We start from the raw sequence: 25468 nt of genomic DNA, 5'->3' as shown, positions 1-25468 counted from the left end.
CGTCAGGGTGCCTGGGCGGACTCCCGGTCGAGGACTACGTCGTACGCCTCCACCTGCCGGTCCGTGACCGTAGTGGGTGATTCGAGGTGGACCGCGCCGGAGGGCAGGATGCCCGCCCCGCCAAACCGTTCCATCACCTGCCACTGGGCCACAACATCCTCGCCGGCGTGGCCTGCAGGAAGGATGTTCCAGAAACGGAACCCGCCGGCGTCGTTCAACAACTCCCGGCGGTACAGCGCGCAGCCGCCCAGCCACGCCACGTGATAGGGCACCCACTGGCCGGGCCGCAGGTCGAGTTCGGCGCTGACGTGGCTGAGGTTGGCGGCACTGTGCAGCGGCCACCGCTCGAATTCGGCGCCGCCCGGACGGATCCGTTCGGGTGTCACCGGCCCGTCCCACGCCTTGAAAGTTGCCGTCTGCTCAGGCCTGCGGTCGTCCAAAAAGGACAGCCCCTGCGGTGCCATCCCCACAAAACCGCACTGGAGTTCATCCAGGGACCGGCTCAGCAGCTCCAGGGCACCGGGCTCCAGCCAGACGTCGTCGTCCAGGAAGAGGCATTGCTCCGCAGTGGACTGGTCCAGCAGGAACTGCCGGTGTTCGGCGAGCCCACGGCGCGGAAGGTGGCGCAGCAGCGTGACGGGCCGGCCTTGCGCTTCGAGCACCCGCACCATCGCTGCCGCCGCGGGATGTTCCCACGCGGGCTGGCCCGCTGACTGGTCGCTGACCACGACGGCGAACGCGGGTTCCTGCTGTGCGGCGAGTCCGGCGAGGGTGACGGCCAGCTCGGCCGGCCGGTTGCAGGTGGGCACCAGGATGTCCACCACCGCCTTGTCCGGCCGGTCCAGGCGCCGCCCCCACTGCTCCGAAGATCTCCTGCCCACGGTCCACCTTCCTGGGGTCGCAATTGGTACCGGCGGGCGGCACGGGCCTGCCCTTTGCTGCCTGCCGGCGGATGTGGTGTCCCCTTTCCTTACCCAGCCGGGCCGGATGTATGCCTGCGCCGCTGGCACCGGCTCTTCGGAGGTGCGAGCGGGAGAGGAGCCGGGCGAGACGCCGGCCGGAACGGCAAGGGCCCCCGCTTCCGCTGCCGGATGGGCAGCAGGAACGGGGGCCCACCGGGCAGGGTGTCTTATCCGGCGTCGAAGCTCTCGTCGTCGTCGTTGGGCGATTCCTCCTGCGGAAGGTTGTTTCCGCTGCCGTCCGGGATGCCCGTGGCTTCCTGGCCCGACTCCGAGGAGACCGGGGCCGAGCCCTGAGAGTCATCGTTCGACTCATCGATCTCTGCAGCGCTGGAGGGCAGGTCCATATCGTGCGGGACAGGGTCCTGGCTTGTTCCGGACTGCGGTTCGTTGGTGTCCGAACCCGCCGAAGAGGCATCGCCGGACTGCTGGCCCTGGCCGCCCTGCGTGCCGGCCGCCTCCTGCTCGGCAGTGGGCGTGCCGTAGCCGCCCGGGGCTGACTCGGGCTCAGTCTGCTGGTTTTCCTGCGTCATGCTTCCTCCTGTTGTGCGTTTGCCAATGTTGCTGGTCTTGTGGATGCTGCCCCCGTAGTACCGTCCAGTACTGCCTAGAGCCCCTTGCCGCCTGTGACGGGCAGGACAGCACCGGAAATGTAGGAGCCGTCCTCGGATGCGAGCAGCACGTAGGCAGCGGCGAGTTCCGCCGGTTGCCCCGCGCGTTCCAGCGGTGTGTCCTGCCCGAAGGACGGCAGCTTGTCCGGCCACTCGGTGGCGGGAATCAGGGGCGTCCAGATGGGCCCGGGAGCCACCGCGTTGACGCGGATCCCCTTAGGGCCGAGCTCCTGGGCCAGGGCTTTGGTGAAGGCCACCTGCGCCGCCTTGGTCATGGCGTAGTCGATCAGCCCGGGTGAGGGGTTGAAGGCCTGGATGGAGGCCGTGGTGATGATCGAGGCCCCGGCCTTCAGGTGCGGCACGGCTGCCCGTGCGGACCACAGCAAGGAGTAAAGGTTGGTGCGGAAAACCCTGTCGAACTCCTCGGTGGGAAGAGTTTCCAGGCTCTCCCGGTTCTTCTGGTATGCCGCGTTCAGCACCAGGACATCGAGCCGCCCGAACTCGGATACGGCGTCCTCCACGATGCGGGTGCTGAACTCCTCTTCACGTCCGTCGCCTGGAAACAGGAGGACACGGCGTCCGGCCTTCCGGATCCACTCCGCGGTGTCCTGCGCGTCGTCTTCCTCCTCCGGAAGGTAGGAGATGGCGACGTCGGCCCCTTCCCGGGCGAAGGCAATGGCTGCAGCTTTTCCGATCCCGGAGTCGCCGCCCGTGATGAGTGCTGCCTTGCCCTCGAGTTTGCCGTGCCCTCCGTAGCTGAGCTCCCCGTGGTCCGGTTTGGGATTCATTGGTGCCGTGAGCCCGGGCTGCTTTTGTTCCTGCTCAGGGAAGGGACCCGAGTGGTAGCCGCCGCGCGGATCCTTTGGCTGGTCTGTCTGCTTGTCGGTGTCGCTCATAGTCCGCCTGCCTGGTGTCGGTTGACTTGTGTCGAATCGAAGAGCCCTGCAGCGCTCCTGCCCTCCGAAGCTATCCCGGGCGAAGGACCAAGTCCACCACTTCGGGTAATAATCAGTAAACTTATCAAATGTTGTAGCGGACGCAACGGCCTGCCTTGTTTCTGGGTAGGGGAGGAATAGAAAGAAGACCTGGACCGCCGCCGCAGAGGAAGGAGCGCCGATGTCCGAAGTTGAGGACTACACCGGCCGCACGGGACGGAACGAGACCCGCGAGGAGCAGCTGGACCGCAACTGGGCGGAACTCCTGCAGGAGCTCCGGGTGCTCCAGACCGGCGTGCAGATCCTGGCTGGTTTCCTGCTGACCCTGCCGTTCCAGCAGCGGTTTGAAAAGCTGGATGACTGGGAGGTTGGCCTCTACCTCACCAACGTGGTGATCGCCGCCCTGACCACCGCTTTCATCCTCCTCCCGGTCAGCGTCCACCGGCGGCTCTTCCGCAAACGGCTCAAGGAAACCCTTGTTTCCAGCGCCGACACCATCACCAAGATTGCCCTTGGCGGCATCGCCCTGCTGAGCGCCGGAACCGCCGCCCTGGTGTTCGATGTTGCCATCGGCCGGCCTGCCGGGGTGACGGCCGGCGGCGCATTGCTGGGCGTCATGGTGGTCATGCTGGTGTTCGTCCCGCTTCGGCTGAACAGACGGGCCACCGGCAAAATCCTGCCGCCCGCATCGGAGAAGGAGTAAAACATGCGCAAATGGGTTAAGGAACATGGACTGCTGGCAGCCAACCTGGGTCTGTTCCTGGCATTTTTTGTCGGAATGGTCCTCTCCGGTGCCGCGTCCTACAGTGAAGACCAGCAGGCCCACGGTGAGCCTGCTGTCTCTGTGCTTCAATTCCTGGGAACCGGCGCGTTCGTGGAAGCCACCTTCGAGAACTGGGAATCGGAGTTCCTGCAGATGGCCATGTACGTGGTCCTCACGGTGTTCCTGTTCCAGAAAGGTTCATCCGAGTCCAAGCCCATGGGCAAGAACGCCCCACAGGACCAAGACCCAAGGGAAGCGCGTATCAGCAGCGCCACGCCCTGGCCCATCCGGCGCGGTGGGGTGACGCTCAAGGTGTACGAGCACTCCCTGTCGATCCTGTTCTTCGTGCTGTTCCTTGCCTCGTTCCTCCTCCACGCCGCCGGCGGCGTGGACGACTACAACCAGGACCAGCAAAGCCATGGACAGCCCGCCATCACTTTCCTGCAGTACCTGGGCAGCAGCCGCTTCTGGTTCGAGTCCTTCCAAAACTGGCAAAGCGAGTTCCTGGCCGTCGGGGTCCTGGTGGGGGCGTCGGTCTACCTCCGGGAAAAGGGGTCCCCGGAATCGAAGCCCGTTGCCGAACCCCACTACGAAACCGGCGCCTGAGGGCGCCAAAACAATCCCACCAGCCCCACCCAAGAGGAGAGACTGTATGCGAACCTTCGTGCGAACCACCCTGCTGGCCCTGCTGCTCCTGGCTGCCCCGGCCCTTCCTGCGGGCGCGGCAGTGGCAGCGGCACCTGCGCCGGAGGCCGCCCAGGCCGCCCCGGCACAGCTGGCCTCGGGATCCTCCGGAGGGGCGTGGGCGGCAGCAGTTTCTCCCACGCCTTCTCCCGGCGATACCGCGTCCACTGGCCCCGCGAACCCCGGGACAGGCGAGTCGGCCCAGAGTGAATCCACGCGCCTGAACTACACCCCGTGGGTGATCGCGGGCGTGGCCGTCCTGGTGGTAATTGCCATCCTGATCGTCCGGCGCCGCCGCAACACTACGATCGTGGGTTAGGCCCCTTCAAGTACCTGGCTTGTTGCCCAGGCCAGGTACTTGCCGGCGTTCGCCACCGCATCTTCCGGGCTGGATGCCACGTCCAGCAGCTGCGCGGCGGCCACCACTCCGTGCGCGGCAAGGTCCTCGAAGGTCACCTGGATCCTGCCTGCCACCACAATGACCGGAATGCCGCGTTCCCGCGCCGCGTCCGCGAGCGCGATCGGCGCCTTGCCGGTCAGCGACTGCGAGTCCATGGACCCTTCACCGGTGATCACCAGGTCCGCCTGGTCCAGCTGCCCGGCCAGGCCGGTCAGCCCGGCCACCAGCGCGAAGCCACCCTCCAGCGTGGCGCCGGTGAAGGCAAGGAACGACGCCGGGAAGCCACCGGCGGCGCCCGCCCCTGGGACGTTCACGTCCCGGCCCGTTGCTTCCCGCAGGACTGACGCCCAGTTGCGCAGCCCGGCGTCGAGCATTTCAACGCTGTCTTGGTCCGCGCCTTTTTGCGGGCCAAAAACGTGCGCGGCGCCCGAGGTCCCATACAGCGGGTTGCGGACATCGACGGCGATGCGGAACGTGGTTGCGGACAGCCGTGGGTCCAGCCCGGCCATGTCCAGCGTTACGATGTCGGCCAGCGAACTGCCGCCAAGGGGCACCACGTTCCCCGCGGAATCCAGGGGCTTCAGGCCCAGTGCGCGCAGGGCGCCGCTGCCGCCGTCCGTCATGGCCGAACCACCAAGGCCCAGGACGATCTCGGTGGCACCGGCATCAAGGGCCGCGGCAATGAGCTGGCCGCAACCGTAGCTGTGGGCGCGCAGTGCATTCGCGGGCGTTGGTTCCATGTCGGCCAGGCCGGACGCCTGGGCCGTTTCTATCACTGCCGTGACCTTGCCGTCGCCGGCCTTATGGATTGCCCAGGCCGCCCCGAGCGGCGCAAGGATCGGACCCACCACGGCGTTCAGCCGCTCTTCGTAGCCTGCCGCCACCGCCGCCTCCAGGGTGCCCTCCCCGCCGTCCGCGATGGGAAACTGGGTGGCCACAGCGTCCGGGTACACCCGAAGCGCCCCTTCAGCAATGGAAGCGGCGGCCTCAGCTGCCGTCAGGGACCCCTTGAACTTGTCCGGAGCGATAAGAATGCGCATGCGCTCCATCATGCCAGCAAGGCGTTGGCAAGCGCTTGCCAAATCCGGCATGCGGACTGCTGCACCGAGGCAATCCGGCGAAGGCCGGCCTACCCCTCCCGCCAGTCGTTGCTGGTGAGGTGCGAGCCCGCCTGCGGGCCCATCTGCAGCATCCCGCCGTCAACCACCCAGGCGGCACCCGTCACATAGCTTGAGGCGGGCGAGGCAAGGAAGGCAATCACATCGGCGATCTCCCGTGCGTGGCCCGGCCGTCCCAGCGGCACCCCAGGCCGCTCCGTCGTCGTCGGATCCTGGTCCTCCTGCCCCGTCATGGGCGTGGCGATCTCGCCGGGGGCCACCGTGTTCGCCGTGATGCCGTACTGCCCCAATTCCAGGGCCAGCGTCTTCACGAGCCCGCCCAGGCCGTGCTTGGAGGCATCGTAGGCGGACGAGCCCACGCGGGGCTGGAACTCGTGCACGCTGGATACCACCACCAGCCGGCCGCCCCTGCCGGCTTTGACCATGCGCCGTGCCGCTGCCTGCAGGCAGACGAAGGCACCGTTGAGGTTCGTGTCCAGGATTTTCATCCATTCGTCGATGTCCATGTCCAGGAACTTTGTGCTGGCCCCCGTCCCCGCGTTGTTCACGAAGACGTCCAGCCCGCCCAGCTCCCCCGCGAGGTCATCGATGACGGCCGCCGCGGCGTGGAGTTCGGTGGTGTCCAGCTGCCGGACCACCGCCTTGCGTCCCAGGCCGCGGATCTCCGCGGTCGTCTCCTCGGCGCCCGCCTTGTCCGAATGCCAGGTGACGCCAATATCCATCCCGGCGCGGGCCAGCGCAACGGCGGTGGCCTTGCCGATCCCCGAGTCGGAGGCGGTGACGATGGCGGTAGTGGGCATGAAGTTGCTGGTGTCCGGCATAACGGGCCTTTCGGTAGGTCAAGCGGGGCGGCGGAGATCGGGCTGATAGGAATCGTCGGCGGCGGCAGTGGAGGCCTCCCGGCCTGCTGCCTTGGGGTCTGGCTGGGCTTCCGGCACGGCCATGAGGGGCACCGCGAAGGTCACCACGGGCCGTCCGTCCCCATCGTCTGCCGACCTGATGGTCAGGCTCCTGGTGCCCGGCGGAACCGACGGGGTGAACACCTGCAGGTTGCGGCTGCCGACGCTGGCAGATTCCTGCAGGGTGTATTCAGTCCCGAAGTGGTCCTGGAGCGTAAGCCGGGGCTCGGGGGTGTCATCCGAAGGGAGGTGGATGTTGACCACCAGCCCGGAGGCCCACACCTCCACGGACAGGATGGTGAATTCGGTAGCGGAGGTGATGTGCCGTCCATAGGTGGGGGGCAGCAGCATCCGGCGGAGTGCGCCGGACGGAATGAGGTTGCTCATAATGGTTCCTGTGGGTCTTGCGCCGGCGGTCGGTGCAGCGGCACCGGAGGATGATCCGGCGCCGGCCGAACGCTTGGGGCGCGGTGCGGCTTAGGCGTCTTCCCGGTTGGGGTTTTCCAACCGGAAGAAGTTGGATTGGGTGCCGTCGCTGCGCTGTTCCTGATAGATGAAGTTCAGTTTCCGGGAGTCGAAGGTGCCGAACCATTCCTCCCAGCTGACGTGGCGGAGCTTGTCGTCCTTGCCACCAAAGTCGATCCGGAGCACTCCGAGATGGTCGCCGTGTTCCGTGCCCTCCACGGTGGCGGGCACGCCGTCACGCTCCTCCGCCCACTGCCTGATGACTTCGTGGTGGGTGGTGGCCAGGCTGCGGCCTTCGCGTTCCGGCTCGTCGTCCGTTGAAGTGACCTCCTGCGAGTACTTCAGGGATTTCGAGGACTCGGGTCCACGCCGGATCTTCCCGCCTTCGGGCCCGGCGCCCAGGTCCTCTTCGTCCCTGGCTTCGTCCGCTTTGCGGGTCTTGCTGCCTTTGTCCTCTGCCACGACGGCCTTCCTTTCCCTCAGCCAACTAGTAAGTCTACTTACTATGGAGCCTCCGGATCCGGCCGCCTGTCAAGGGGAGAGCGGGTATTCTGCGGACCTCCTGCGGGAATCGGACAAGCCCGCAGGGCTGATGAATTGCCTGGACGCCAGGCTATCGGCGCGGCCGGACCACGGCATAGTATCCAGGCACCCTGTCCTGGCCGGGCACGCCGGTCACCGGGTTGGTTTCGATGGCCGTGTGGCCATCTTCAAGGAGTTCCCAGGCCGACGCCGGGAACGCCCGTTCGCGCTCTTCGGGGCCGAAGTGCCCCGGCATGGGCAGTCCGCGGATGGCCAGTTCCAACGGCACCGGAATGCCCCGGGTGCTTGCCCCGAGGTGGGACACATACTCCACCGGGTTCCCCTGGAAGTTGGTTTCCGCCATGAACACGGTGCCGCGGCGCCCAGCCAGGAGCCGGAGGTTTTCGACGAGTGCGATCTGGTGCGCCGGGGCAAGAACATGCAGGACACCGCGGATGAAGACGTTGGCCCCGTCGACATCCGCGTTGACGGACTCTGCCAGGGCTGCGCCCGCGCCCTCCGCAGTCATGTCACGGGCTTCGAACGCAGTGTTGCCGCTTCCTGCGGATTCCGCCCGGGCCCGGGCAACAGCGTGCGGTGAGACGTCCACGCCAACCACCTTGGGAAAGACGCCGGCGAGCGCACGGGTGAAACTGCCGTGGCCACAGCCGGCATCCACCACAGGAAGCGCGGGGTCCAGGTAGCGCAGGAGACTGTCCTTGTAGCCCAGGAATTCATGGTCGCTGCCTGAATCCCAGAGGACCTCACCGCCGGGGCCCGTGGCTGTGATGCCCGCCCAGTACGTATCCCACGCCTTGTGCCGGTCCTTCGGCGCACCCCGCGACATCCTGACGAGCTTAGGGATCATCAGGTACTTCTGCAGGATGGACCGCGGCGACTTCGTTGGGGAGGACACGGGTCAAATATATGTTCCATCCACGGCAACCGGCGCAGCTCCTGCTACATTACGGCGCGCCACACCCGCGGCGGCGGTAATGGACCGGTGGAACCGCTGGTCCGGGCGCTCTGGCCCTGTGCAGCCCCCGTCCCCCTAGAATGTACTCAACTGGGAGGAAGGGAAGCACTGTGACGGCTGTGCCGAGTGACGTGCGCCTGGCCCGCACCGCCGTCGTCGCCGATCCTGACGCCGGCCGGCTGGCCCGCAACGCCCAGGCACTGCGCGACGCCGGGTACGGCGTCCTTGAAGCCATGGACGCCACCGCACTTGCCGCGCTGCTGGACGCGGGCCAGCCCTCCGTCATAGTCGCGGACGCGCTTCTGTCCCCTGCCCGGTCCGCGGCCCCTGTCCTGGTCATGGTGGACCTGGACAACCCGCAGGAAATTGCCGCGGCCAACCCGCACGGTGTCCACGACTGCATCACCAAACCGCCGGAGCCCAAAGAGCTGGTGCACCGCGCCACGGTCCTCATCGAGCAGGTGGCCCGGCGACGCTCCTCGCGGCAGGAGGCGGAAGGGCTCCGCGAGCAACTGCGCGAGGTTTCCGCTGCGGTGCGCGCCACCAATGATCCACAGGAAATCGCCAACCACGTCGTCTCCGGCTTCGGCCGCACTTTCAAGGCCGACCATGTTGTCCTGTCCACCTTCGAGGACCACCGCGTCCCGGTGATCACGGCGGCTTGGCACCGGGAAGGCCTGGCGGAACTGCCCCGGGACGCCCTTCCCGGTGAGGACGAGGCACGGGCCACGGCGGACGCGCTTTGGGCGGGCACGGAGACGCTGTCTGCGGACGGAAATGAAACTGAGGCGCGGGCGGACGAAAAGCCCTCCCGTGCCATCGCCGGCGCGGCCTCCACACTGGCCGTGCCCATCGGCGAAGGCAACTCCTCCCTGGGCATCATCTGGGTCGCCATGATGGACGGGCCCCGGACCTGGTCCAGCGCGGAGCTGGGGCTGATCCAGCACGTGGCCGGCAACGCAGCCTACGGGCTTATCCAAAGCCACCTGATCAGCAGCCAGCAGCAGGTGGTGAAGCAGCTGCGGGAACTGGACAAGGCGAAGACGGACTTCCTGGCCACGGTTAACCACGAACTGCGGACGCCGTTGACTTCGATCATGGCGTACCTGGACATGATCCAGGAGAGCACCGAGCACCCGGTGTCCAAGGAGGTCCACCAGATGCTGGACATCGTGGTCCGCAATACCGAACGCCTCCGGACGCTGATCGAGGACATGCTGAGCGTCTCCCGTGGCGGCCTGGACACCACCGAAATGCAGCTCTCGCCGGTGCGGCTGGGACACACCCTGGACCTGGTGGCCTCGGCGCTCCGCCCGCTGGCCACGCTGCAGAACGTCACCATCGAGGTGGACCCTGTTCCGGAGGATCCGGAGATCCTGGCCGATGAGGTGCAGCTGCAGCAGGTCTTCACCAACCTCGTCTCCAACGCCATCAAGTTCACGCCCAGCGGCGGCCGGATCGAGGTGGGCAGCGAATCCCACGCCGCGTCGGATGGATCCAAGTGGGCCACCGTGCGGATCGCCGATACCGGCATCGGCATTTCTGACGACGAAATCAACCACGTGTTCACCAGGTTCTACCGGGCCTCCAACGCGATGAACGGCGCCATCCCCGGAACAGGGCTGGGCCTTGCCATCTCCAAAGACATCGTGGACCGCCACGGTGGCCGGATTGACGTCGCTTCCACGCTGGGTACGGGGACTACCGTCACCGTCAGCCTTCCCCTCGGCACCGACCGCGCCCAGGCCAACTAGGCGCCGAAGGAGGACTGGCCATGTTTTCCGATGACGATCCCCGGCTCTCCCAGCTGCTGGAAGGCATTGTCCGGCTTGCCTCCGGTGACCTTGCCTCCCGGATAGAGGTGTCACCGGCCCGGGATGAGCTCGATGCGATCATCATGGGCACCAATCTGCTGGCGGAGGACCTGCAGGTCATCTACGAGGAATTGGAGCAGCGGGTGCAGGTCCGGACCCAGCTCCTTCACGAGGCGCACCTCGAGATGCAGAAGATGGCCATGCAGGACCCGCTGACGGGACTGGCCAACCGGTCAGCGCTGCTCGAGGCCCTTCACGCCGCCCTGGAAGCCCGTGCCTCGGCAGACGGCGAGCGGACGGAAGAAGGGCCGGCCATCCTGTTGATGGACCTGGACGCATTCAAATCGATCAACGACAGCCTGGGGCACACGGCCGGCGACCAGGTCCTGGTGACCGTGGGCGAACGGCTCCGGGCCGCGGTGCGCGCCTCCGACGTCGTAGCCCGCCTGGGCGGTGACGAATTCGCCATTGTCATGCCTGCCGCATCGGCGGACCAGGCGGCCATTGTGGCGCACCGCATCCTGGCGTCCCTTAATGAACCCATTGAGCTCCCCGGCCGAAGTGTGCGCTGTGGCGCCAGCATCGGGCTCAGCGTGGGCAGCGGGGGCCAGAGCCCGGAGGACATGATGATGGAGGCGGACGTCGCCATGTATGCCTCCAAAGCCGAAGGGCGGAACAAGCTGCACCGGTTCGAGCCCGCCCTGCTGCTGGTGCGCCGGCTTCGCAGCCAGTTGGTGGATGACCTGCGGGCCGCCATCAAGGACGGTGCGCTGACGCTGCACTACCAGCCGGTTGTAGAGCTTGGCACCGGACGGATCGAGGGTGTGGAGGCGCTGGTCCGGTGGAACCACCCCACCCGCGGCTTCATCATGCCGGATGAGTTCATTCCCCTGGCCGAAGAGGCGGGCCTGATCTCGGAACTGGGCCTCTGGGTACTCAGGACCGCCGTGAAGCAGCTGCGGGCCTGGATTGATGCCGGCCTGGTGGACAGCAGGTTCTCCGTGCGCATCAACATCTCCGCCACGGACCTGCAAAGCCTGCAGTTCATCGAGGACGTCCGCAACACACTCAAGGAGACCGGCGTCAAGCCTGAACAGGTTGTCCTGGAACTGACCGAAGTGGCAATCGTCAAAGGCAATGAGCTGGACCGGTATTCGCTGGGCGGCCTCCGCGGCCTGGGCGTGGGCATCGAAATCGATGACTTCGGCACTGGCTACTCGTCCATCAGCTACCTCCGCCGGCTGCCGGTGGACCGGGTCAAGGTGGACCGTTCTCTGATCACCGGGCTGGAGAGCGACCCCAACCAGCCCGCGCTGGTGGCGGCGGTCCTGCAACTGGTGCGCGCGTGCGGGCTGGAGGCGGTGTGGGAGGGCGTTGAAACGGCGGAGCAGGCGGACATCCTGCGCAGCCTGGGCTGCAGGAGCGCCCAGGGTTACTACTTCAGCCGGCCCGTTCCCGGGGACCAAATTCCGCAACTGCTGGCTGACCAGCAGGAAAGCGCTAACCAGTAACGCAAAAACTACTGCACTTTTCCGGCCGCCGTTATACGATCAGCGTGCGGTGTCTGGTTTTTCGCCGCCTTGGAATTCAGGTCGGCAGCACCGTTATTTTATAAGGCGTTTGGACATTTGAACATTATTGGGCCATCGGGTCATTACTTCGTCAACTGGGGGCGTTGCTAATGTCGGTTCGGGTACAGGCATGGGGAATTATCGCCGCCGTGCTGGCGGATACGGATCCCGCGGGGACCGCCGTCCGGCAGCGGCTGAGCGACAGCCTCGATGAGAATCCCGGCGTGCCGGAACGGGCCTTGCTGGAGTATCTCCTTGAGACGCGGCGCAGCGACGCCAACATGGTGGAAACACTGGAAACCGCCAGGGAAATGCGCCTCACGCCGCCAGCGCTTCCGCCGCAGCTCGCGGAGCAGCTGGATGCCATCCGCAGCACTTCCCGGATCAGCGCCCTGCTCGAAAACAAGATGCTGATGACCGCGTTCCAGCCTATCTACGGCCTGGAAGGAAAAACCGTGGTGGGCGCCGAAGCGCTCTCCCGCTTCGTCAGCGATGACGGCGCGGCCGCCGAACTGTGGTTTGCCGAGGCCGCGGCAGTCGGCCTGGGCGCCAACCTTGAGTTCTCGGCGCTGGGATCCGCGGCAGCAGCAGCCCGGGACCTGCCGGAAAACCTCTATGTGTCCCTCAATATCTCGCCCACGTCCTGCATGGACCCGCGGCTGCCGGAGCTGTTCGACCACATTGAACTGCCCATCCACCGGGTGGTGCTCGAACTCACCGAGGACATTCCGGAAGAGGAATACCTGCAGTTCCTTTCCGCGATCAATCCGTTGCGGGAAAGAGGGCTGCGCATCGCCGTCGATGACACGCACACCGGCGCCGGGGCACTCAGCCGCATGATCCACCTGCGGCCCGACTTCCTCAAGGTGGGCCGCAACGTGATCGGCGACGTCGACAAAGACGGCCTGCAGCGGGCGCTGGCAGCCTGCCTGGTGGACTTTACCGACCAGATCGGCATCACCCTGGTGGCCGAGGGCATCGAAACCGTGGGTGAGCTCAAGGTCCTCACCGAACTGGGCATCAGCGCCGGCCAGGGGTACCTGCTGGGCCGGCCGTCCGTGCGGCCCAAGGATTGGGCCAACTGGAACACGCGCCTCGACATGGACGGGTTGGAACGCCATCTGGCGGGCCCGGGCGAGTCGCGCGCCATCCCCCGGGGCACGGAATCTTCCTGAGAACCTGACGCAGGCAGCGGGGCGGCGGGCAGAACGCGCGCCGCCCCGCTGGACGTCCTATTCGGAGTGGCCCTGGTCCCGGCTCATCTGGTCCTCCGCCGGTGGTGTCTCTCCTGGCGGTACTCCCCCGCCCGGTTCCAGGCCGGTGATGTTCCCTTCCGCCGGATCCGGGTTCGGCGAACCGGCCGACTCCCTGCTGCGCTGCTCCCCCAGGTGGGCCTGCGCGGCGCCCACGTCTTCCTTCCCCGGACGGTCGGGGTTCGCGGGGTCATTTTCCGGATGGTAAGTGCTCATTGCCTTTCCTTCCTTTCCGGCTGCGGTTCGTTTCCCCAGCACTGGACTAATTGTAAGCATGCTGATAATTCTGGAGGAGTAGGGCCGGTACGCCGCTGGGGCGGCCGGCATGCAACGTCGGAAGGAGCAGTCACATGGGAATCGGCGACAGCATCGGCAAGGCAGCAGAAAATGCCATGGAGGACCTGGCCGGAACATCCAGGCCGACGGAGAAAACGGACGTGCCGGACCCCGCGGATCCCAACGACGACGTGGAAGTGCACTCGTCCCTGAGCGAAGGGTCAAACGCGATGGAGGCGGAGAAGCAGAAGGCGCCCGGGCCCAAAACCGGGCCTGCACCGGCCCCGGTCTCCAACAGTCCCCTGGGCGGGGACGTCGACGGAACGGACAACGACAGGGCGCACAGGGACCGGGAGCAGAACGACGCGACGGACGACGGCGGCCTGGCAGGGGATGCCACGGCGCCCACCGAAACAGACCGGGGCTAGTCAGAGCCGCACCGGGCGGTCAATCGGCCAGCCCGGTCCTGTCCGGCCACTGGCCGCGGGCCCGCAGCACGCCGCGGAGCAGGTCCGCCCTGTCCGTCACGATGCCGTCCACGCCCAGGCGGAGGAGCCGGTGCATTTCGTCGGCATCGTTGATGGTCCACACATGGACCACCAGGCCAAGGCCATGCGCCCGCCGGATGAAGCCGGCGGTGACGACAGGTACCCGGCCATACCCGACGGGTACCTGTAGCGCGTGCACGTCCCGGAGCACCCTGCGCATCAGCCGGTGGAATACCGGGCGCGGAACCACAGGGCCCAGCAAGGTGAAGAGGGCAGTTGAGCCCACACCCGCAGAGGAGGCAACCGGCCGGCTGAGCAGCTTCAGCACCGCCCGCCGCCGGCGGTCCGAAAAGCTCGTAACCAGCACCCGGTGATGAACCTGGTGCCGCTCGATCGCGGCGGCCGTGCTGTGCACCGAGCCCCAGTCCTTTACGTCGAGGTTCAGCCGCGCTTCGGGAAGCTGGGTGACCAGTTCGTCGAACGTGGGTATGGGCTCGCGGCCGTTGATCCTGGCCTTGGCCACCTCCGCGGCCGGCAGTTCCGCAACCCGGCCCTTGCCGTCCGTGACCCGGTCCAGGGTTTCATCATGGAAGAGCAGCAGCACGCCGTCGGCTGTGGTGTGCACATCCGTCTCGAGGTAGCGGAAGCCGAGTTCGACGCCGGCGCGGAATGCGGCCATGGAGTTCTCCAGGCCCTCGGCAGAGAACCCGCGGTGGGCCATGCCGATGGGAAGGTGCCGGCCGGCGCCGTCAGGGTGCTCAAAGAAAGGCAAGCTCACACAGCGAGCGTACCGCCCGGAGACGCTCCAGGCCGCCGTTAGTCCTGGCAGCCGGTCTCCCCGCGGGCAACGATGTCCACTCCGTCACCGCAGTGCAGCAGGGTCCGGCCGCGGCCGCCGTCGAGGTGCACCCACACCGCGCTATGGTCCGGCGTGATGGTATCCACCACGCCGCCTGCCTCAAACCCCGGTGAGAAGAGAACCCGGACCCGGTCGCCCTGGCGCAGCTGCTTCCAGTGCGGAGCGGGCGTTGCTTTGCGCAGCGGCGCATCGGCCGCGTGCTGCCTGACATTCTTTGCCATCGTTGCCCCCTTTGAGCCGGCGGGAGGGTGCCTGCTCTCCACGCTTAACGCTACGGCGGGAAGGTAAACGCCAGGTGAGCGGAAGCTGTGAAAATGGCGGTGCCGGATCCAACAGGGACGGGGGTCAGGAAAACTGGACGCCGAGGGCGGCGAGCCTGGCCTCCAGAACCTGGGCCACGCCGTCGTCGTCAAAATGCGGCGCCTGCTGCCCTGCCGCCCGGATCGCTTCGGGGTGGCCGCTGGCCATCGCATAGCCGTGACCCGCCCAACGGAGCATCTCGATGTCGTTGGGCATGTCGCCGAAGGCCACCACGTCGGCGGCGGCGATGCCCAGGGCGGCCGCGTATTCAGCGAGGGTGACTGCCTTGTTCACGCCGGGAAGGGACAGTTCCAGCATGGCCACGCCGGGTGAGGAGTGCGTGGTGGCCGCCAGGTGTTCGACGGCCGGCGCCACCTCGGCGAGGAAGTCGTCGGGAGTGCCGTCGCGGACGATTGCGAGGAATTTGACCACCGAGTCGTGGTCCGTGAGTGTGTCCCGCAGCGGTGCCGGGGTGAATTCGGCGAGCAACTCGCTGGATTCGTTTTCGATGAAGCCCGGTTCCAGGTGGAAGCCGGTGAGCGTTTCCGCGGCAAACAGCGCCGCCGGGCGGAGCGCCTTGATGATGCGGCGGGCTTCCAGGACGGTATCGATGGCGAGGGTGCGGGCGGAGACAAGGCGGTCCGCCTCGAGGTCCCAGACCACTGCGCCGTTGGAGCAGATGACCCGCCCGGTGTGGCCCAGCTGTTCCTCGAGCGGGTGCAGCCAGCGGGGCGGGCGGCCAGTCACGAACACCAGCTCGATGCCGGCATCCCGGCAGGCGTGGAAGGCACGGATGGTGCGGTCACTGATTTTTCCGTCGTGCCCCAGGATCGTTCCGTCAATATCGCTTGCTACCAACCGCATCCTGCAAGTCTACGTGGGCGGTTGGCCGCCGCCTCGACCCGGGCCCGGTCCTGCCCGTAGTCGGTCCTTGGGACTACACTGAATCTATCGAACATATTTTCGAATAAAGGTGTGTTGTGGGCGTTATTGTCGGTCCCCGCGTGATAGATGCGGGCGCCTCCTTGTTTTCGGTGCTGATCTCGCCCGTAGCCGTCGCGGCGGGTTTTCCCTCGCCGGCCCAGGACTACTTTGACGGCCGGATCGACCTGAACGCGCACCTGATCAAGGACATCACCAGCACCTTCGTCGTCAGGGTGACGGGGGATTCCATGGAGGGCGCCGGAATCAGCGACGGCGACGAACTGATCGTGAACCGGGCGCTCGAGCCGAAGGACGGGTCCGTGGTGATTGCAGTGCTGGACGGGGAGCTCACCGTCAAGCGCCTGCGCATCACCCGCACCGGGGTGGTGCTGCAGGCGGAGAACCCGAAGTACCGGGACATCCACGTCCCTGCCCTGGCCGAGCTGACCATCTGGGGCGTTGCCACCAGGTGCCTGCACCACGTTTGAGGAGGGCTGTGCCTAAGACCGTCCCCATGCGGCGGATGCCGCAGATTGCGCACGTGGACGTCAACTGTTTCTATGCCTCCGCGGAGCGGGCGTTCGACCCCTCGCTTGAAGGGCGCCCGCTGGTGGTGCTGTCCAACAATGACGGCTGCGCGGTGACCCGCTCCCCGGAGGCGAAAGCACTGGGCATCGCCACCGGCGAGCCCTGGTTCAAGCTGGCGCCGCGTGCCAAGGAATGGGGCCTGGTGGCAAAGTCCAGCAATTACGAGCTCTACGGGGACATCAGCTCGCGTGTAATGGAACTGCTGGCCAGGTACTCGGCCTGGCTGGAGGTGTACAGCATCGACGAGGCATTCCTGGGCGTCAAAGGCAGTCCCGACCAGCTCCTGGCCTTGGGCCACCGGATGAAGGCTGCGGTGCGGCGGCACGTGGGGGTTCCCGTGTGCGTGGGTGTCGCCCCGACCAAGACCTTGGCAAAATTGTGCAACAAGTGGGCCAAGAACAATCCCGCCTTTAATGGCGTCTGCCTGTGGGAATCGGTCCCGGCCGACGTGCGGGCGGCACTGTTGGTGCGGTTGCCCGTGGACGAGATCTGGGGCATCGCCGGGCGGCTGACAAAGCGGCTCAATGTGCTGGGAATCTTCACCGTTCAGGACCTGGTCAATGCGGATCCGGTGATGATCAGGGACAAGTTCTCGGTGGTGTTGATGCGCACCGTCCTTGAACTGCGCGGGACCCCCTGCATCCCCATGGAGGAGGAGCGCATCGGCCGCGACCAGCTGATCTTTTCCCGCTCCTTCGCTACCCCGGTAACAACAGCAGCCGGCCTGCGGGAGGTCTTCAGCATTTACGGGCAGCAGGCCAGTGCCCGCCTCTCAAAACATGGACTGCAGGCCAAAGTCCTGACAGCGTTCGCTGCCACTTCCCCCTTCAGGCAGCACGAACAGGCCTATCCCTCGGTGTGCGTTCCGTTGCCCATGCCCACGGCGGATCCCGTTCTGCTGACCAGGGCGGCGCACGCACTTCTGCCCAACATCCGGGAGGGACTCAAGTACGCCAAGGCAGGCCTGCTGCTCACCGACCTGCGGCCCACGGGCAACCAGCCTCCCCTGGAGCCGTTCGAAAACCGGCATGAGGAGCGTGGCATCGGACCCCTCCTGGAGGAGGTGAGTCGACGGTTCGGGCGGAGCTCAATCGGACTGGGGCACGGCGGCATCAGGTCCGGCCTGGACTGGACCATGAAACGGGACATGCGCTCGCCCCGGTACACCACGCACTGGGACGAACTTCCCCTGGTCAAGGCGGCATGAAGCCCAGGAATCCCGCCGCCGGCCCTGCGGCCAGCGGCGGGATGACTGTAGGCGCCTAGACGCGGGACCTGCCACGGACGAAGTGGATGATGAGGACGATCACTGCGACAACCAAAAGAATGTGGATGAGGCCGCCGCCGATGTTTGCTAGCAGTCCAAGAAGCCAGAGAACGGCGATGATAATGGCGATCCAAAGCAACATGAGTATCTCCTTGATTGGTTTTCAAAAATCCCCATGCCGTGAATATACCCACCAAAGCAGCAGTCAAATCAGGGCCCGCACCCACTGATGGCATTCATGGCCGTTGCCACGTCCGCATTGGGACCTCGCGCGACGTTTTTTGACGCCACGCTACGTCGCGTTGAGCGTTCGCGTCGCCGCGTGAACGCCTGCTACAGGATTGATTGTGGGGCTGCTGGGTGCTCCGTAATCTCGTCTCAGCATCCGCCCCAGCAAAGGATTTCCCCATGGCAAGCCCCCAGGACAAGAGTCCGCAAAACCAGCAAGGCTCCACCCGCATTGTTGCGGGCCAATCGACCAAGCCCAAACGGCCGCTTGGCCTGAAGATCGGCATCACTGCCGCACTCCTTGCCCTCATTGGCGGTGGCGCCGCCGTCGCCTCCGCGATCAACAACGGCAGCAAGGCACCGGCCGCCGAGGTGTCTCCGGCCGGCAACCCGGCCGCGGAGCTGAAGCTGGGCTACTTCGGGAACGTGACACATGCGCCTGCCCTGGTAGGGGTCAGCAAGGGCTTCATCGCCGACGAACTCGGCAGCACCAAACTCAGCACCCAGGTCTTCAATGCCGGCCCTGCCGCCATTGAAGCCCTCAACGCCGGTGCCATCGATGCCACCTACATCGGGCCGAACCCGGCCATCAACTCGTTCGTGAAGAGCCAGGGCGAATCCGTCAACATCATCGCCGGCGCTGCCGCGGGTGGCGCCCAGCTGGTGGTCAAGCCCGAGATCAGCTCCGCCGCAGACCTCAAAGGCAAGACCCTGGCCTCGCCCCAACTGGGCGGCACGCAGGACGTCGCCCTCCGCGCCTGGCTCTCGGCCCAGGGTTACAAGACCAATGTGGACGGCAGCGGCGACGTCGCCATCAATCCCACCGAGAACGCGCAGACGCTCAAGTTGTTCCAGGACGGAAAGCTCGACGGCGCGTGGTTGCCTGAGCCATGGGCGTCATGCCTGGTCTTGAACGCGGGCGCGAAGGTCCTGGTGGACGAAAAGGATCTGTGGGACGGCTCCTTGTCCGGCAAGCCGGGTGAGTTCCCCACCACTATCCTGATCGTGAACCAGAAGTTCGCCGCCGACCACCCGGGCACCGTCAAGGCCCTGCTAAAGGGCCACGTAAAGTCGGTTGAGTGGCTGAACAATGCCTCTGCCGGTGACAAGGCCGCAGTAATCAATGCCGCCCTGAAAGAAGCCGCCGGCGCTGAGCTCAAGCCCGACGTCATTGACCGCTCCCTGAAGAACATCGTGTTCACCGTGGACCCGCTCGCCGGAACCTACCAGAAGCTCCTGGCTGATGGCGTCACTGCCGGCACCACCAAGCAGGCCGATATCAACGGCATCTTCGACCTGCGGGCCCTCAACAGCGTGTCCAACGGGAAGACCTCGGCGGCCGGACTCGGCAAGGAGTAACCCTATTCATTGCTCCGTAAATGTCCTTTTGGGCCCGCAAAACGGCATCTGCGGAGCAATCGATTTGGTGCAGGGTCCCTTTCTTGCTTAAATCCTGCGCCTTTCCCGCGCCAAGGCCGGGCGGCCCGCCCCTAGGCTGGAAGGGTTGCCCGGCGGCGGGCGGCAGGATTGGGGGATGCCGGTGGACGGTTTCGGGAATGGCAGTAATTCGCGGCAGGACCGGCATGGTGGTTTCGCCCCGCCAAAAGTCCGGCGTTCCGCCAGCGGACGAATCCCGCAATGGGCCATCGACGAGGCCTTCGGCAAGGTGGAGACCCCTTCACCATGGCGAGGCACGGAGTCCTCTCACTCCCGTAGAAACAAGTTCCGGAGTAGAACCCGAAGACAAAGCCTCAGGCCCAAACGGTCCGTCCAATTACGCACCGTCCTCGGTATAGCCCTGGTGGTCTGTTTGTACTTCACGCCGTCGCTCTTCGACCGGGTGGTTCTTCCTGCCGCAGCCCCCTACCTGCCCGGGGCGAAAATGCCGCCCCCTGGGTATGAGGCATCCGCCGCACCTTTGGGCACACCACCCGCAAGCACGGGCTCCAGCGCCTTTGTGTTGCAGGAGTCGCCGAAAGAGGGCCAGCGGCTGGTCGCGTACGACCCGTGCCGCCCGGTCCACTACGTTGTACGCCCGGATAACGCCTTGCCCGGCGGAGATGTCCTGCTCCGGGAAGCAGTAGAAGCAGTTTCCCAAGCCTCCGGCCTGCAGTTTGTCTATGACGGGCCCACTACGGAAGCGCCATCAGATGACCGGTCAGCTTTCCAGCCGGACCGCTACGGAAAGCGGTGGGCGCCTGTGCTGATCGCCTGGTCAACGCCGGCCGAAACTCCGGGGCTTGCGGGAAATGTTGCCGGCCTTGGCGGGAGTAGCTACGCGCAAACCGCCGGGCAGCCGCTGGTCCTCGAAGCCGGCCAGGTACGTCTTGATGCCCCTGATCTTTCCGGCATCATCGCCAGCCGCCCTGACGGTGCGGCGGAGGTGCGCGCCATCATCATGCACGAACTCGGACATGTGCTGGGCCTGGACCACGTCAATGATCCGACTCAACTGATGTATGCGGAAAACATGGGCGTGAGGGACTTCGCTGCGGGCGACCGCGCCGGACTGGCCCTGCTGGGTAGCGGGCCCTGCGTCCCGCAGCTTTAGCCGGAGGAACAACCGATGGCCCAATGGTGCTGGTGGCGTCTTTCCGAAACGGGCGGAACCCCGCAAGGGCTAGTCCAGCCTCAACGCCATCGACTGCTCCGTAGATGTCCTTTTGGGCCCGCAAAACGGCATCTGCGGAGCAATCGATTCGCCCTAACCCTCCGTGGCCTCGGCCCCGTGCAGCTCCTCCCGCGTCGGCGGATTGGCGCCGGGGCGGGACACCGTGACGGCAGCAGCCCGGGCAGCGTGCGCCAGGAGTTCCGTCAGGCCCTCAACAGGAAGGTCGCGCAACTCCTGCCGGTTCTGGGCACCGTCCAGGTCCCGGTCCACCAGGCCGGACAGCAGTGCCGCCATGAACGAGTCCCCGGCGCCCACGGTGTCCGCAACATCCACCTTTGGTGCGGGCACGGATGCTTCACCGGCCCGGCACACACCCCTGGGCCCGTCCGCGCCGCGGGTGACCACCACCATCGCCGGGCCTTCCTCGCCACCCAGCGCGAGCCATTTGCGGGCGGAGTCCAGCACGTCCTGTCCCGGGTACAGCCAGGCCAGGTCCTCGTCCGACGCCTTGACCACGTCCGCGAGCGTAACAAACTTTTCCGCCTGCCGCCGGGCGAAGTCCACGTCGGCAATGATGCTGGGCCGGCAGTTGGGATCGAAGCTGATGGTGGCGGACGGGTGGGCGTATTCGACGGCGGCCAGCACCTCGGTGGCACCGGGCATCAGCATCGTGGCAATGGACCCGGTGTGCAGCAGGGTGGTGCCTTGCAGCATGAAGCCGAGCCGGTCCGCCAGGTGCGGCAGCTCCCAGGCGAGGTCGAACGTGTAGGTGGCGGCGCCGTCGTCGTCAATCAGTGCGGTGGCCACGCTGGTGGGCAGCTCGTCCGGCGGCAGCGGCAGCATGACGGAACTGGCGCGCAGGTGCGCGGCGACGGAGTCCCCGTACGCGTCCCGACCGTAACGGCCAATGAACTGCACGGGGTGGTCCAGCCGGGCCAGGCCCACGGCGACGTTCAGGGGGCTTCCGCCCACGTGGGCCTCGATTCCGGAAGCGCGCTGGACAACGTCAACTAGGCCTTCGCCGATCACTGTGAGCATGGTCATACTCTGCCAGAAAGAGGCCGGCGCCAGCAGTTCGTGTCATCGGAGCAGTGTGCCCACCAGTTCCCGGCATGTCACGCAGGCCTCCGCGGCGGGATCGATCAGCGCGAAATGGTCGCCCGGTACCGTGACCAGCTGCGCGGGGACCGGCCCCAAACGGCTGGCTTCCACGTACGTGGTGGACATGCTCAGCGGAACATCGGTGTCCTCTGTGGCATGGACTGCAAAGACGGGGACCTCCAAGGGCAGGGCCCCCATGGGGTCGGCCATGCGGTGACGCCCAGGGAAGTCCGACGACGGTCCGCCCAGCAGGTTGCCCACGGCGCCACTGCTGAGGCCCAGCCTTTCGGCCTCGGCCAGGTTGAGCACCCCGGACTGGCTGACCACCCCGGTGAGCCGGACGCCGTCGTCCCTTATCTCCATCTGGCTGCCCTCCGCCGCCCCTAGGCGATCCAACCGGTCCCGGCCCGCGGCCCACACCGCCAGATGCCCGCCGGCCGAGTGCCCCAGCGCCACCACCTTGCCCAGGTCCAGCGAGTGCGGTTCCGCGAGCGCGGCAAGCTTGTCGATGCCGGCCAGGATGTCCTGGAAGGTGCCGGGCCATCCCCCGCCATTGCCGGCACGGCGGTACTCCAGGTTCCAGGCGGCCATGCCATGCTCCGCAAGGTCCTTCGCCAGCGGCTCCCCCAGTTCCGCGCCGTAGGTGGAGCGCCAGTAGCCGCCGTGGATCACCACCACGACGCCCCGGTGTTTCCCGCCTGGCGGAAGATCTGGCAGGAAGAGCTCGCCCCACTGGCTGGGGTCCGGGCCGTAGTCATAGCGGTGGCGCTGCGTCACACTGGCCCACTTTAGCTCCTGCAATCGGCGGCGGCGCCGCTGGTTTCCGGCGTTCGCGTCTCGAAAACTGGGCCAGAGTGTGCAGCGCATGAGACCGTCGCCCTCCCGCCGTTTAGCGTCGCTGGCTGATGGGCACGGTTCCTGGCATGGAAGAGGCTGAAGTGACCACCCAGGAATCGACAGTAGAGGAGTGGACGCGCGCGTTGGCGGAGTCCACCGGGTCGCCGGGCGGAGGCGCGGGAACTGGCCTGATGCTGGCAGTGGCGGCGTCGCTGACGTCGATGGTTGCCGGCTACAGCGGTGAAGAGGACGACGGCGGGGAGGCGGCCAGGATACGGGAGCGGGCGCAGGCGCTGCGAAAGGAAGCCCTGCGCCTGGCGGATGACGATGCGTCCGCTTCCAAGGCATTCGGTGCCGCCTTCCGGCTGGAGCGGGGCCCGGAGCGGGACGAGGAAATCCGCCGCGCATCACTGGAAGCCGCGGCATCCTCTGCTGTCCTTGGCGAGCGGGCCATCGAGGCAATCGACGACCTCGCCTGGCTGGCAACCAACGGCAACCGGTCCCTGGTTGCGGACGTCGTCGTCGCGTTCGGTGCCCTCCGCGCCGCCGTGGCCGGTGCCCGCACCAATGTCAGCTTTGACCTCGGGTCCCTCCGCTCCGCCGGGACCAGCCTGGAACAGGTCCGTGAACAGCAGCCGGACCTTTGGGCCGCCGTCGAGAAACTCAGCGAAGCCATGGACCGCATTGACGCCCTGGCCGCGGACATCGACCACCGCGCCGCCCCGACGGACACCGCCTGAGTACCCCACCGTGGGACTGTATGCCCGTATTTCCGCTGGTCAGGCGTTGGACTCTGCCGCATGGCTGTGCTTATGGTGGGCAGCATTGTTTGCAGGGGACCCCGGGGAGGCGTACGGCGTGAAGTCAAAACTCACTGTCTGGGCGTTTCTCCGCCCCCTTCTGCTCGCCCTGGCGGCAACTGCATCGTGGATCGCCTTGTCAGCCGGAGGTGCATCCGCTGATGCCTCCGGCCCCAGCGAACCGCTTTTGGGTGCCGCTCCGTCCGTGTTGGGCTCGGCCACCACCTCCGTCACCCATCAGGCCGCTGACATCCCGGCACCAGTGAAGGCAGGACCAAGTGGCGGACCGGTGACCGCCGTGGCGGCAGTGGTGGCACCGGCCGTTAGCACTGTGGACGGCGTTATCAGCGGAACAGTGGGGACCGTTGTCCCGGTGGCCGGCGCGGTCCTTGGACCACTTTCCCCGGTCCTTGAACCGGTCGTCAGCGCCGCGCCTTCGCCAGTGCCCGTTGCACCCGCTGCACCCGCACCCGGGACGGCGGCGCCTCCCCAGCCTGCCGTTGCTGACGTGCCCCAGGTGGAGGATGCCGCACCTGCCCGGACGGCCGGACTGGAGGTAGCGAACCCCGGCGCTGCACCCGCTCCCGCCATCCCCCTCCATGACGCCAGGCCCCTCCACGACATGTTGCACAACCACGGCACGGCGTGCGCCCCGCAAATGAAGCAGGCTGCCCTAGTGCCGCTGCCAGCCGGGACGGATGCGCACAACCCGCCGTTCCCCAGGCCGTCTGATCCACTGTCCGGGATGCCTGGTGCCACCGGCGGAAGCTGCGTGTCCGGAGGCAATGGCCCCGCCATGCCCGCGTGGATCGGCGCCCAAAACCTGCAGATCCCTGCGACCGGCGCGGCCACCATCCGTGGTGGTTTGCCCGCTGCCCCCGCGCCGGTGTCCTTTGGCCCCGGATCATCTCCTGACTAGTTGAGGCCCCCTCCGCGTCCAGACGCGGAACGAGCCAATTCCGGGCTAAAGCAGTAGGCCCGATCCAACTTTCAGGAGAATTCAAAATGATGCGCAATGTCCGTCGACGCCTGCTCACTGCCGTGATCGCAGGCGGCCTTCTGGTCTCAAGTGGCGCAGCCGCCAACGCCGCTGGCACCACAGCGGGTAGTGATGGGCTGCCGCCCGTCACCCAGGTAACGGCCGCGAACACGATTTCCACCGACCTCGCCCCCGCACAGGGCACCCACGCCGCGACATCAGCCAGGGATGCTGTGCCGGCAGTGGCCAGCGCCTCCGCCCCCGAGACGCTGGCCACCACGGGCGTCAACACCGGGCTGCTGGTGGTGGGCCTGCTGTTTCTGGTCTTCGGGGGACTACTGGCGCTGATCCTGGGCCGGAAGCGCGGCTGATCCCGTCCCGGCGCGCCGCTGGCCAACAGGGGCTGCGGAGTAGCGTTTGGTTAGAACCACTAATCAGGGAGGGCCCAGCATGGCACGCGTCTTCATCACCGGATCCACCGACGGACTTGGCCTGGCAACGGCAGATACATTGCTGCGGGAGGGCCACGAGGTGGTCGTCCATGCGCGGTCCGCCCAGCGCGTCCCCGCGGTCCAGCACCTGCTGGACCGCGGGGCGCAGTGCGTTACGGGGGATCTCGCCGTGTCCGACGAGGTCCGGCGGATTGCGGAGGACGTCAGCGGAATCGGCGGGATCGACGCCGTGGTCCACAACGCCGGCGTCCTGAACGGTGCCTCGCTGCTGCCCGTGAACGTCGTGGCGCCCTACCTGCTGACAGCACTCATCCCCGGACCCCGCCGGCTCATCTACCTGAGCAGCGGGATGCACCGGGGCGGTGACACCGGCCTGGACGGACTGGACTGGGCAGGACGCACGACGACGGCTTCATACTCAACCACCAAGCTGCACATCACAGCGCTGTCGGCAGCCGTGGCCCGGTTGGTGCCGAACGTCGCCAGCAACGCCGTCGACCCCGGCTGGGTGCCTACCCGGATGGGCGGCCGGTCAGCCCCTGACAGCCTGGAACTGGGCCACCGCACCCAGGAATGGCTGGCCACCAGCGATGACCCCGAGGCACTGACCAGCGGCGGCTACTGGTACCACCAGCAGCGGCAAACCCCCCACCGTGCGGCGAGGGATCCCCAGTTCCAGGATGCCCTGCTGGCCCAGCTCGCGGAACACACCGGCGTCACCCTGGACGCGCTCCGCTAACCCTCATCGACTGCTCCCCACCGGCTCCCTCGCCTCGCAAGCTCCGTTA

30 protein-coding genes are annotated in these 25468 nt (G+C 66.7%); 15 read left to right on the top strand and 15 right to left on the bottom strand.

Annotated elements, in window-relative coordinates:
- Window positions 1-2: 2 nt before the first annotated feature.
- The 3 genes from J7I84_RS00510 to J7I84_RS00500 all read right to left on the bottom strand — a co-directional run bounded on the left by J7I84_RS00510 (window position 3) and on the right by J7I84_RS00500 (window position 2466).
- Entirely contained in the window at window positions 3-881 is an 879-nt protein-coding gene (locus tag J7I84_RS00510; protein WP_214939126.1) for a glycosyltransferase, read from the bottom strand.
- A 248-nt stretch (window positions 882-1129) separates the two neighbouring features.
- On the bottom strand, window positions 1130-1492 hold the full coding sequence (locus J7I84_RS00505) for a hypothetical protein (RefSeq protein WP_214939123.1): 363 nt from the start codon (window positions 1490-1492) through the stop codon (window positions 1130-1132).
- A gap of 74 nt (window positions 1493-1566) precedes the next feature.
- Window positions 1567-2466: an SDR family oxidoreductase gene (locus J7I84_RS00500; RefSeq protein WP_214939120.1), complete on the bottom strand. Its 900-nt coding sequence runs from the start codon at window positions 2464-2466 to the stop codon at window positions 1567-1569.
- Between the two features lie 220 nt (window positions 2467-2686).
- On the opposite strand from J7I84_RS00500, the gene J7I84_RS00495 reads away from it, so the two are divergent.
- From J7I84_RS00495 to J7I84_RS00485, 3 genes are read left to right on the top strand one after another with little or no spacing between them, the layout of a single operon-like run.
- Window positions 2687-3208 (top strand): DUF6328 family protein, encoded by a 522-nt coding sequence (locus tag J7I84_RS00495; RefSeq protein ID WP_214939111.1) that lies wholly within the window; start codon window positions 2687-2689, stop codon window positions 3206-3208.
- A gap of 3 nt (window positions 3209-3211) precedes the next feature.
- The gene (locus tag J7I84_RS00490; RefSeq protein WP_214939108.1) at window positions 3212-3874 is read left to right on the top strand and encodes a DUF6766 family protein; all 663 of its coding nucleotides are present in this window, start codon (window positions 3212-3214) and stop codon (window positions 3872-3874) included.
- Window positions 3875-3920: 46 nt separating this feature from the next.
- Complete coding sequence (locus J7I84_RS00485) at window positions 3921-4271, top strand: LuxR family transcriptional regulator (protein ID WP_214939105.1); 351 nt, start codon at window positions 3921-3923, stop codon at window positions 4269-4271.
- Here the strand turns inward: J7I84_RS00485 and J7I84_RS00480 are convergent.
- From J7I84_RS00480 to J7I84_RS00460, 5 genes are all read right to left on the bottom strand, one after another.
- Window positions 4268-5392: a glycerate kinase gene (locus tag J7I84_RS00480; RefSeq protein WP_214939102.1), complete on the bottom strand. Its 1125-nt coding sequence runs from the start codon at window positions 5390-5392 to the stop codon at window positions 4268-4270. The two genes, J7I84_RS00485 and J7I84_RS00480, sit on opposite strands and share 4 nt — an antisense overlap.
- 89 nt (window positions 5393-5481) lie before the next feature.
- Window positions 5482-6291, bottom strand: coding sequence for an SDR family oxidoreductase (locus J7I84_RS00475; RefSeq protein WP_214939100.1), 810 nt, complete (start codon window positions 6289-6291; stop codon window positions 5482-5484).
- A gap of 18 nt (window positions 6292-6309) precedes the next feature.
- Window positions 6310-6756 (bottom strand): hypothetical protein, encoded by a 447-nt coding sequence (locus J7I84_RS00470; RefSeq protein ID WP_214939098.1) that lies wholly within the window; start codon window positions 6754-6756, stop codon window positions 6310-6312.
- A gap of 90 nt (window positions 6757-6846) precedes the next feature.
- Window positions 6847-7296, bottom strand: a complete 450-nt coding sequence (locus J7I84_RS00465; RefSeq protein ID WP_214939095.1) for a hypothetical protein — start codon at window positions 7294-7296, stop codon at window positions 6847-6849.
- Between the two features lie 151 nt (window positions 7297-7447).
- Window positions 7448-8224: a class I SAM-dependent methyltransferase gene (locus tag J7I84_RS00460; protein ID WP_214939309.1), complete on the bottom strand. Its 777-nt coding sequence runs from the start codon at window positions 8222-8224 to the stop codon at window positions 7448-7450.
- A gap of 218 nt (window positions 8225-8442) precedes the next feature.
- On the opposite strand from J7I84_RS00460, the gene J7I84_RS00455 reads away from it, so the two are divergent.
- The 3 genes from J7I84_RS00455 (at window position 8443) to J7I84_RS00445 (ending at window position 12892) form a co-directional block, all read left to right on the top strand.
- A complete protein-coding gene (locus J7I84_RS00455) occupies window positions 8443-10086 on the top strand; it encodes an ATP-binding protein (protein WP_311381029.1) in 1644 nt (547 codons plus the stop codon).
- Between the two features lie 20 nt (window positions 10087-10106).
- Window positions 10107-11657, top strand: a complete 1551-nt coding sequence (locus J7I84_RS00450; protein WP_214939088.1) for a bifunctional diguanylate cyclase/phosphodiesterase — start codon at window positions 10107-10109, stop codon at window positions 11655-11657.
- 170 nt (window positions 11658-11827) lie between these two features.
- A complete protein-coding gene (locus J7I84_RS00445) occupies window positions 11828-12892 on the top strand; it encodes an EAL domain-containing protein (protein WP_251045846.1) in 1065 nt (354 codons plus the stop codon).
- 57 nt (window positions 12893-12949) lie between these two features.
- Here the strand turns inward: J7I84_RS00445 and J7I84_RS00440 are convergent, their stop codons facing one another.
- Entirely contained in the window at window positions 12950-13186 is a 237-nt protein-coding gene (locus tag J7I84_RS00440) for a DUF6480 family protein (protein WP_214939086.1), read from the bottom strand.
- A 134-nt stretch (window positions 13187-13320) separates the two neighbouring features.
- Here J7I84_RS00440 and J7I84_RS00435 point away from each other — a divergent pair, with 134 nt between their 5' ends.
- Window positions 13321-13674, top strand: a complete 354-nt coding sequence (locus tag J7I84_RS00435; RefSeq protein WP_214939083.1) for a hypothetical protein — start codon at window positions 13321-13323, stop codon at window positions 13672-13674.
- 19 nt (window positions 13675-13693) lie between these two features.
- On the opposite strand, the gene J7I84_RS00430 is transcribed toward J7I84_RS00435, so the two are convergent.
- The 3 genes from J7I84_RS00430 to J7I84_RS00420 form a co-directional block, all read right to left on the bottom strand.
- Window positions 13694-14512, bottom strand: a complete 819-nt coding sequence (locus J7I84_RS00430; protein ID WP_214939080.1) for a glycerophosphodiester phosphodiesterase — start codon at window positions 14510-14512, stop codon at window positions 13694-13696.
- Window positions 14513-14550: 38 nt separating this feature from the next.
- Complete coding sequence (locus J7I84_RS00425) at window positions 14551-14814, bottom strand: hypothetical protein (protein WP_214939077.1); 264 nt, start codon at window positions 14812-14814, stop codon at window positions 14551-14553.
- 124 nt (window positions 14815-14938) lie between these two features.
- Window positions 14939-15757: an HAD family hydrolase gene (locus J7I84_RS00420; RefSeq protein ID WP_214939074.1), complete on the bottom strand. Its 819-nt coding sequence runs from the start codon at window positions 15755-15757 to the stop codon at window positions 14939-14941.
- Window positions 15758-15873: 116 nt separating this feature from the next.
- Between J7I84_RS00420 and J7I84_RS00415 the strand changes: the two genes are divergently transcribed.
- Both J7I84_RS00415 and J7I84_RS00410 read left to right on the top strand, forming a co-directional pair.
- Complete coding sequence (locus J7I84_RS00415) at window positions 15874-16305, top strand: LexA family transcriptional regulator (RefSeq protein ID WP_214939071.1); 432 nt, start codon at window positions 15874-15876, stop codon at window positions 16303-16305.
- A gap of 26 nt (window positions 16306-16331) precedes the next feature.
- Window positions 16332-17612, top strand: a complete 1281-nt coding sequence (locus J7I84_RS00410; protein ID WP_214939303.1) for a Y-family DNA polymerase — start codon at window positions 16332-16334, stop codon at window positions 17610-17612.
- A 55-nt stretch (window positions 17613-17667) separates the two neighbouring features.
- Here the strand turns inward: J7I84_RS00410 and J7I84_RS00405 are convergent, their stop codons facing one another.
- On the bottom strand, window positions 17668-17814 hold the full coding sequence (locus J7I84_RS00405; RefSeq protein WP_110543403.1) for a lmo0937 family membrane protein: 147 nt from the start codon (window positions 17812-17814) through the stop codon (window positions 17668-17670).
- A gap of 266 nt (window positions 17815-18080) precedes the next feature.
- On the opposite strand from J7I84_RS00405, the gene J7I84_RS00400 reads away from it, so the two are divergent.
- Window positions 18081-19259, top strand: coding sequence for an ABC transporter substrate-binding protein (locus J7I84_RS00400; RefSeq protein ID WP_214939068.1), 1179 nt, complete (start codon window positions 18081-18083; stop codon window positions 19257-19259).
- 451 nt (window positions 19260-19710) lie between these two features.
- Entirely contained in the window at window positions 19711-20451 is a 741-nt protein-coding gene (locus J7I84_RS00395) for a matrixin family metalloprotease (protein ID WP_251045845.1), read from the top strand.
- A gap of 153 nt (window positions 20452-20604) precedes the next feature.
- Here J7I84_RS00395 and J7I84_RS00390 read toward each other — a convergent pair whose 3' ends face one another.
- Both J7I84_RS00390 and J7I84_RS00385 read right to left on the bottom strand, forming a co-directional pair.
- Window positions 20605-21549 carry a carbohydrate kinase gene (locus tag J7I84_RS00390; protein WP_214939062.1) on the bottom strand — a complete coding sequence of 315 codons (945 nt, stop codon included), beginning with the start codon at window positions 21547-21549 and terminating at the stop codon, window positions 20605-20607.
- Between the two features lie 42 nt (window positions 21550-21591).
- Window positions 21592-22389, bottom strand: a complete 798-nt coding sequence (locus J7I84_RS00385; RefSeq protein ID WP_311381028.1) for an alpha/beta hydrolase — start codon at window positions 22387-22389, stop codon at window positions 21592-21594.
- Between the two features lie 146 nt (window positions 22390-22535).
- On the opposite strand from J7I84_RS00385, the gene J7I84_RS00380 reads away from it, so the two are divergent.
- The 4 genes from J7I84_RS00380 to J7I84_RS00365 all read left to right on the top strand — a co-directional run bounded on the left by J7I84_RS00380 (window position 22536) and on the right by J7I84_RS00365 (window position 25419).
- Window positions 22536-23189, top strand: a complete 654-nt coding sequence (locus J7I84_RS00380; RefSeq protein ID WP_214939056.1) for a cyclodeaminase/cyclohydrolase family protein — start codon at window positions 22536-22538, stop codon at window positions 23187-23189.
- Between the two features lie 118 nt (window positions 23190-23307).
- Window positions 23308-24168, top strand: a complete 861-nt coding sequence (locus tag J7I84_RS00375; protein ID WP_214939053.1) for a hypothetical protein — start codon at window positions 23308-23310, stop codon at window positions 24166-24168.
- A gap of 86 nt (window positions 24169-24254) precedes the next feature.
- The gene (locus J7I84_RS00370; RefSeq protein WP_214939050.1) at window positions 24255-24599 is read left to right on the top strand and encodes a hypothetical protein; all 345 of its coding nucleotides are present in this window, start codon (window positions 24255-24257) and stop codon (window positions 24597-24599) included.
- 79 nt (window positions 24600-24678) lie between these two features.
- Complete coding sequence (locus J7I84_RS00365; protein ID WP_214939047.1) at window positions 24679-25419, top strand: SDR family NAD(P)-dependent oxidoreductase; 741 nt, start codon at window positions 24679-24681, stop codon at window positions 25417-25419.
- The last annotated feature ends 49 nt before the right edge of the window (window positions 25420-25468 follow it).

The sequence above is a fragment of the Arthrobacter sp. ISL-85 genome, assembly GCF_018613675.1.
Classification (GTDB): Bacteria; Actinomycetota; Actinomycetes; order Actinomycetales; family Micrococcaceae; genus Arthrobacter.
This window is presented reverse-complemented; position numbering and strand designations above follow the sequence as displayed.